Origin of the sequence: Enterobacter sp. PTB (assembly GCF_051130085.1) — a bacterium.
GTDB classification, from domain to species: domain Bacteria; phylum Pseudomonadota; class Gammaproteobacteria; order Enterobacterales; family Enterobacteriaceae; genus Enterobacter; species Enterobacter ludwigii.
Window position 1 is genome coordinate 244111 of record NZ_JBDKEE010000007.1, and the last position, 7973, is coordinate 252083.

The 7973-nt window shown below is 54.8% G+C and carries 7 protein-coding genes; 5 read left to right on the top strand and 2 right to left on the bottom strand.

The annotated features are described in order from the left end of the window. Positions 1 to 5: 5 nt before the first annotated feature. The 5 genes from rbsA (at position 6) to rbsR (ending at position 5432) form a co-directional block, all read left to right on the top strand. On the top strand, positions 6 to 1511 hold the full coding sequence (gene rbsA / locus AAIR21_RS11745) for a ribose ABC transporter ATP-binding protein RbsA (protein ID WP_020882771.1): 1506 nt from the start codon (positions 6 to 8) through the stop codon (positions 1509 to 1511). Positions 1512 to 1515: 4 nt separating this feature from the next. Then, on the top strand, positions 1516 to 2481 hold the full coding sequence (rbsC, locus tag AAIR21_RS11750; protein ID WP_020882772.1) for a ribose ABC transporter permease: 966 nt from the start codon (positions 1516 to 1518) through the stop codon (positions 2479 to 2481). A 27-nt stretch (positions 2482 to 2508) separates the two neighbouring features. Beyond that, the gene (rbsB, locus tag AAIR21_RS11755) at positions 2509 to 3399 is read left to right on the top strand and encodes a ribose ABC transporter substrate-binding protein RbsB (RefSeq protein WP_014172267.1); all 891 of its coding nucleotides are present in this window, start codon (positions 2509 to 2511) and stop codon (positions 3397 to 3399) included. A gap of 107 nt (positions 3400 to 3506) precedes the next feature. Then, on the top strand, positions 3507 to 4436 hold the full coding sequence (gene rbsK / locus AAIR21_RS11760; RefSeq protein WP_020882773.1) for a ribokinase: 930 nt from the start codon (positions 3507 to 3509) through the stop codon (positions 4434 to 4436). 3 nt (positions 4437 to 4439) lie between these two features. Continuing rightward, a complete protein-coding gene (gene rbsR, locus AAIR21_RS11765; RefSeq protein WP_072255737.1) occupies positions 4440 to 5432 on the top strand; it encodes a ribose operon transcriptional repressor RbsR in 993 nt (330 codons plus the stop codon). Here the strand turns inward: rbsR and mdtD are convergent. Beyond that, positions 5398 to 6831: a multidrug transporter subunit MdtD gene (mdtD, locus tag AAIR21_RS11770; protein WP_020882775.1), complete on the bottom strand. Its 1434-nt coding sequence runs from the start codon at positions 6829 to 6831 to the stop codon at positions 5398 to 5400. The genes rbsR and mdtD overlap by 35 nt on opposite strands. Continuing rightward, positions 6828 to 7535, bottom strand: a complete 708-nt coding sequence (locus AAIR21_RS11775) for a FadR/GntR family transcriptional regulator (RefSeq protein ID WP_020882776.1) — start codon at positions 7533 to 7535, stop codon at positions 6828 to 6830. Before AAIR21_RS11775 ends, mdtD begins: the two co-directional genes overlap by 4 nt. Between the last annotated feature and the right edge of the window lie 438 nt (positions 7536 to 7973).

A 7973-nucleotide genomic window follows, 5' to 3' on the forward strand; every position in this document is an offset into this window, starting at 1 on the left:
CCATCATGGACGCATTACTGCAACTGAAAGGGATCGATAAAGCGTTCCCGGGCGTAAAAGCCCTCTCTGGCGCGGCACTGAACGTTTATCCCGGACGCGTAATGGCGCTGGTGGGCGAAAACGGGGCCGGCAAATCCACCATGATGAAAGTGCTGACCGGTATCTATCAACGCGATGCCGGCTCGCTGCTGTGGCTGGGTAAAGAGACCACGTTCAACGGCCCGAAATCTTCCCAGGATGCGGGTATCGGTATTATCCACCAGGAGCTGAACCTGATCCCGCAGCTCAGCATTGCGGAAAACATCTTCCTCGGACGCGAGTTCGTTAACCGGTTTGGCAAAATCGACTGGAAAACGATGTATGCCGAAGCGGACAAACTGCTGGCGAAGCTAAACCTGCGCTTCAAGAGCGACCGTCTGGTGGGCGACCTTTCCATTGGCGATCAGCAAATGGTTGAAATCGCGAAGGTGCTGAGCTTTGAGTCGAAGGTCATCATTATGGATGAACCGACGGACGCGCTGACCGACACCGAAACCGAATCTTTATTCCGCGTTATCCGCGAGCTGAAATCGCAGGGACGCGGGATTGTCTATATCTCTCACCGTATGAAAGAGATTTTCGAGATCTGCGACGACGTAACGGTCTTCCGCGACGGGCAATTCATTGCCGAGCGCGAAGTCGCCACGCTGACCGAAGATACCCTTATCGAAATGATGGTGGGACGTAAGCTCGAAGACCAGTATCCGCATCTGGACAAAGCACCGGGTGAGATCCGCCTTAAGGTGGATAACCTCTGTGGCCCGGGCGTGAACGATGTCACCTTTACCCTGCGCCAGGGGGAGATCCTTGGCGTGGCGGGGTTAATGGGGGCAGGCCGTACCGAGCTGATGAAAGTGCTCTATGGCGCACTGCCGCGTACCAGCGGTTATGTCACGCTCGACGGTCATGAGGTGGTGACTCGCTCTCCACAGGATGGCCTGGCAAACGGCATCGTCTATATCTCCGAAGACCGCAAGCGTGACGGCTTAGTGCTGGGGATGTCGGTAAAAGAGAACATGTCGCTTACTGCCCTGCGCTATTTCAGCCGCAGCGGTGGCAGCCTGAAGCACAAAGATGAACAGCAGGCGGTCAGCGATTTTATCCGTCTCTTCAACGTTAAAACGCCGTCGATGGAGCAGGCGATTGGCCTGTTGTCCGGTGGTAATCAGCAAAAAGTGGCCATTGCGCGCGGTCTGATGACGCGCCCGAAAGTGCTGATCCTTGATGAGCCAACCCGCGGCGTGGACGTTGGGGCCAAGAAAGAGATCTATCAGCTGATTAACCAGTTCAAGGCCGACGGCCTGAGCATCATTCTGGTCTCTTCCGAGATGCCAGAAGTATTAGGCATGAGCGATCGCATTATCGTCATGCATGAAGGGCATCTCGGTGGTGAATTCACTCGCGAGCAGGCCACCCAGGAAGTTCTGATGGCTGCCGCTGTGGGCAAGCTTAATCGCGTGAATCAGGAGTAAGAAGATGACTACCCAGGCTGTTTCTGGTCGCCGTTATTTCACAAAGGCATGGCTGCTGGAACAAAAATCGCTGATTGCCCTGCTGGTGTTGATCGCGATTGTTTCGACCATGAGTCCAAACTTTTTTACCGTTAATAACCTGTTCAATATTCTTCAGCAGACGTCGGTTAACGCCATTATGGCGGTAGGGATGACGCTGGTGATTTTGACGTCGGGTATCGATCTGTCCGTCGGTTCCCTGCTGGCGCTCACCGGTGCGGTTGCGGCTTCAATTGTAGGGATTGAAGTCAACGCGCTGGTGGCCGTTGCAGCTGCGCTGGCACTTGGGGCGGCAATTGGTGCCGTGACCGGTGTGATTGTGGCGAAAGGTCGCGTTCAGGCGTTCATTGCGACGCTGGTCATGATGCTCCTGCTGCGCGGTGTCACCATGGTTTACACCAACGGCAGTCCGGTAAATACCGGCTTTACGGATAACGCCGATCTGTTTGGCTGGTTCGGTATTGGTCGTCCGCTGGGTATCCCGACGCCGGTCTGGATCATGGCTATCGTTTTCCTCGCGGCGTGGTACATGCTGCATCACACCCGTCTGGGTCGTTATATCTATGCGCTGGGCGGTAACGAAGCGGCAACGCGTCTGTCCGGGATCAGCGTCAATAAAGTCAAAATCATCGTCTATTCGCTGTGTGGTCTGCTGGCCTCTCTGGCAGGCATCATCGAAGTGGCGCGCCTCTCTTCTGCGCAGCCAACGGCGGGGACGGGGTATGAGCTGGATGCCATTGCGGCAGTCGTTCTGGGCGGTACGAGTCTTGCGGGCGGTAAAGGTCGCATTGTTGGGACATTGATCGGCGCACTGATCCTTGGTTTCCTGAATAATGGTTTGAATTTATTAGGTGTTTCCTCCTATTACCAGATGATCGTTAAAGCAGTGGTGATTTTGCTGGCGGTTCTGGTAGACAACAAAAAACAGTAACTGACGACACTACAGGACATCTTAGATATGAACATGAAAAAGCTGGCTACCCTGGTTTCTGCTGTCGCGCTGAGCGCAACCGTAAGTGCTAACGCAATGGCGAAAGACACCATCGCGCTGGTTATCTCCACGCTGAACAACCCGTTCTTCGTCTCTCTGAAGGACGGAGCACAGAAAGAAGCTGACAAACTGGGCTACAACCTGGTGGTGCTGGACTCTCAGAACAACCCGGCGAAAGAGCTGGCAAACGTTCAGGACTTAACCGTACGTGGCACCAAAATCCTGCTGATCAACCCAACGGATTCTGACGCTGTGGGTAACGCCGTGAAGATGGCAAATCAGGCGAAGATCCCGGTCATCACCCTTGACCGTCAGGCGACGAAAGGCGACGTAGTCAGCCACATCGCTTCTGATAACGTACTGGGTGGCAAAATCGCGGGTGACTACATCGCGAAGAAAGCGGGTGAAGGCGCGAAAGTTATCGAATTGCAGGGTATTGCCGGTACGTCAGCGGCGCGTGAGCGTGGTGAAGGCTTCCAGCAGGCTGTTGCAGCGCACAAATTTAACGTACTGGCCAGCCAGCCTGCTGACTTCGACCGCACGAAAGGTCTGAACGTGATGCAGAACCTGCTGACCGCGCACCCTGACGTGCAGGCTGTGTTTGCACAGAACGATGAAATGGCGCTGGGCGCGCTGCGTGCTCTGCAGACCGCAGGTAAATCTGATGTGATGGTTGTCGGATTTGACGGCACGCCGGATGGTGAAAAAGCAGTAAAAGATGGCAAACTGGCGGCGACCATCGCTCAGCTGCCTGAGCAGATCGGCGCAACGGGTGTGCAGACTGCTGATAAAGTGCTGAAGGGCGAAAAAGTTCAGGCCAAATATCCTGTTGACCTGAAACTGGTCATCAAGCAGTAAAAGGCGAATCAGGCAGTCGCTGGCTGCCTGAGGGACACCCTATAAAGAAAAGTGTGGCATACGCCACCGGGTCACACCGGTGGCGCTCTCAGATGGACACCTCAACCATGAAAACCGCAGGCAATCTTGTCGTCCTTGGCAGTATCAATGCCGATCACATTCTTAACCTTGAATCGTTCCCGACACCGGGCGAAACCGTCACCGGTAATCAGTATCAGGTGGCATTCGGCGGTAAGGGCGCCAACCAGGCCGTCGCCGCAGGACGCAGTGGGGCGAAGATCGCCTTTATTGCCTGCACGGGTGATGACGATACCGGTGAGCGCGTACGCAAACAGCTGGCCAGCGATAACATTGATATTGCGCCTGTCAGCGTTGTCGAAGGGGAATCAACCGGCGTGGCGCTGATTTTCGTCAACGCGGAAGGTGAGAATGTCATCGGTATTCATGCGGGGGCTAACGCCGCGCTGACCACTGAGCGGGTGAACGCGCAGCGCGAGATCATCGCGAATGCCGAAGCGCTTCTGATGCAGCTGGAATCACCTGTTGAAAGCGTCCTGGCGGCCGCAGAGATAGCGCATCAAAATCATACCACTGTCGTACTCAATCCTGCGCCTGCGCGGGTATTATCAGACGAGCTGCTGGCGCTGGTGGATATCATTACCCCGAACGAAACTGAAGCGGAGAAACTGACAGGCGTTCGCGTTGAAAATGATGACGACGCCGCGCGGGCGGCGAAAGTGCTGCACGATAAAGGCATCGGCACCGTTATCATTACCCTTGGCAGTCGTGGAGTGTGGGCCAGCGTAAACGGGGAAGGCCGTCGCGTGCCGGGCTTTAAGGTTAAGGCGATTGATACCATCGCGGCGGGAGATACCTTTAACGGTGCATTGGTGACTGCGCTGCTGGAAGGCAAGAGAATGGATGATGCTATTCGCTTTGCCCATGCCGCCGCGGCGATTGCCGTAACGCGCAAAGGTGCCCAGCCTTCCGTTCCGTGGCGTAAAGAGATTGATGAATTCTTAAGTCAGCAGGGGTAACGCTTGGCCACAATGAAAGATGTCGCCCGCCAGGCGGGCGTTTCTACGTCGACAGTCTCCCACGTCATTAATAACGATCGCTTCGTTAGCGAGGCGATTCGGGAAAAAGTCGAAGCCGCGGTTAAAGATCTCAACTATGCGCCGTCCGCGCTGGCGCGCAGCCTCAAGCTCAACCAGACGCGCACCATCGGCATGCTGATCACCGCCAGTACCAACCCCTTTTATTCTGAACTTGTTCGCGGTGTCGAACGCAGCTGCTTCGAGCGTGGTTACAGCCTGGTGCTGTGCAATACCGAAGGGGATGAGCAGCGAATGAACCGCAACCTGGAGACGCTGATGCAAAAACGCGTCGACGGGTTACTGCTGCTGTGTACCGAAACACATCAGCCCTCGAAAGAGATTATTCAGCGCTACCCTTCTATTCCCACGGTGATGATGGACTGGGCGCCGTTCGACGGTACCAGCGATCTCATTCAGGATAACTCGCTGCTGGGGGGTGACATGGCCACCCAGTATCTGATCGATAAAGGCTATACCCGCATCGCCTGCATTACCGGCCCCCTGGATAAAACCCCGGCGCGTTTGCGTCTTGAGGGGTATCTTTCTGCGATGGCGCGGGCGGGGCTTACTGTTCCGGATGGCTACCGTATTACCGGTGATTTCGAATTTAACGGCGGCTTTGAAGCTATGCAGAAACTGCTGTCGCAAGCGCAGCGTCCGCAGGCTGTGTTTATCGGCAACGATGCGATGGCGTTTGGCGCGTATCAGGCGTTATATCAGGCGGGACTGCGTGTTCCACACGATATGGCGGTGATTGGTTACGATGACATTGAACTGGCCCGCTACATGACGCCGCCGCTCACCACGATTCATCAGCCAAAAGATGAACTGGGCGAGCTGGCCATCGATGTGCTTATCCACCGAATGGCCGAGCCCGGCCTTCAGCAGCAACGTCTGCAGCTTACTCCTGTTCTGATGGAACGGGGTTCGGTTTAGCCTTTGCTTTGTGGCGCTCTTTGATCAGGTTGCGGCCATCTTTGGGTTTTAACAGCATAAAGACCAACGCCGACACGACGGTGAGTGCGCCCATGGTAATAAAGGTATAGTGGAACTGTTCGACGGTGTTCGCGCTGTCAAAACCTTCATAAAACCGCAGTACCGCCGCACTGACGGCCACCCCCAGACTGATCGACAACTGCTGAGTCACTGCCAGCACGCTGTTGCCGCTACTGGCGTTATCGTCGGTCAGGTCGGCGAGGGTGATGGTGTTCATCGACGTGAACTGTGTCGACATGGCCATTCCCAGCACAAACAGGGGCAGGATCAGCATCCAGACCGGTAAAGAGGCGGATTGCAGGGAGAACTGCGCGATCATCAGCCCGATAAAGACCGTTACACCTACCAGCGTCTTACGATAACCAAACCAGCGCAACACCTGCGTGACGGTTGATTTGGCCAGAATAGAGCCCATCGCCGTGGGGGCCATCATGCAACCGGCAATCAGAGCCGGGTAGCCGAAACCCACCTGCAGCATCAGTGGCATCAGGAATGGCACGCAGCCCGTCCCCAGGCGTGAGGCAATGTTGCCCGCAATCCCCACGGAAAACGTTCGGGTGTTAAACAGCGACAGAGAAATTAACGGCGTCGGGTGACGGCGTGCATGACGTATATAAAGAAGGAACAGCAAAATACCGCCGAGGATGACGGAGAGTGCAATCCATGTCGCCACGATCTTCTCACCAAACAACTCCATCCCACTGGAGAAGAGCACCAGGCTCAGGCCAAACAGGAAAAAACCACGCATATCGAAACGGCGTCTTGGGGTGGTGAAGTTCGGCATATATTTGCGGGCATAAAGCAGCCCCGCGACGCCAATGGGAATATTAATCAGGAAGATCCAGTGCCAGCTTGCCCAGGTGACGAATACCCCGCCGAGAACCGGACCCAGTATGGGGCCGACCAGGCCGGGCATCGTGACGAAGTTGAGCACAGGAAGCAGTTCACTGCGCGGATAGGCGCGCAGTAACGCCAGACGCGCCACGGGCATCATCATCGCCCCGCCAACGCCCTGAAGAACACGGAAGATGACCAGCTCTGTAAGAGACGTTGACAGCGCACAGGCCAAAGAGCCGAGCGTAAAGAGCGTCACGGCCAGCATGAATATTTTGCGGGTGCCGAAGCGGTCAGCCAGCCAGCCGCTCACCGGAATGAGCATCGCGACAGTCAGGGTATAACTGATGATGGCGGACTGCATCGCCAGCGGGGATCGGTTAAGGCTTTGTGCAATCGCGGGTAGCGCTGTGTTGAGGATGGTGGCATCCAGTGCCTGCATAAAGAACGCCATGGCTGCAATCCACGGCAATCCGGCCATGCTGCGCGCTTTTCTCTCTCTCATTTATGTACCTGCTGGTGGGTTGGCGCGGCCAGCAATGCCTGGCATGCATCCTGGGCTCGCTGCCCGTCGCTCTCCTGAATGGCATCAACAATCGCCTGGTGCAAATCCAGCTTTACCACTTCGTCTTGCGTAATAGAGGTAAAGTAGGTGTGGTATACCGAATGGAATAAAGAGGCAAAGGATGTCAGGAACGGATTGGCGCTCATCATATAGATGTGTTCATGCCAGGCCATATCAACCTCAATCCAGCGTTCGCGATTGAAGTGTTTTTTCAGGAACACCATCTCTTCCATCAGGGCATTGAGCTGCGCTTTCTGTTCTGCCGTACCGAGCGTGGCGGCAAGGAGGCAGGCCTGAGGTTCAAGACTGCTGCGCATCACCAGGAAGTGATCGACGACCTGATGAAAGTTATCTTCCGTCATCCACCATGAGAGCAGTTCCTGATCGAGGAAGTTCCAGTTGCTCTGTGGCATCACACGCGTACCAATGCGAGGACGCGGAAGCACCATTCCTTTTGCCGTTAAGGTTTTCACCGCTTCGCGAACGGCGGTACGGCTCACCCCAAACTGCTCACCCAACTCCATTTCACCCGGCAGGATGCTCCCCGGGGCATATTTACCCGCTAAAATCAGCTGAGCCAGTTTTTCTGCCAGCACATACGACAGGTTTTTTTGGGCAGCCAGTTGTTGTGCGCTTAATGGCATCGCGTTTATTCCTTAAAGATTCATGCTGATAATTATGCCACCTCGGGTGTTATTGTGGTTGCAGATACATCAAATAGAACAATTTGTAGCTTGATTTCACCCCTGTTGGTGAAAAAAAACACGGACAGAAACTTTTTTTGAATTTCCTCTTGTCACTTCAGAATAACTCCCTATAATGCGCCTCCACTGACACGGAACAACGGCACACACGCCGCCGGGTCAGCAGAGATAAGCGAAAATAAATGCTTGACTCTGAAGCGGGAAAGCGTAATATGCACACCCCGCGCCGCAGCGAAAACGAAGCGGCACTGCTCTTTAACAATTTATCAGACAATCTGTGTGGGCACTCAAAGTGACATGGATTCTTAATGTCTTCGGACACTAAATGAATACCAAGTCTCTGAGTGAACATACGTAATTCATTACGAAGTTTAATTC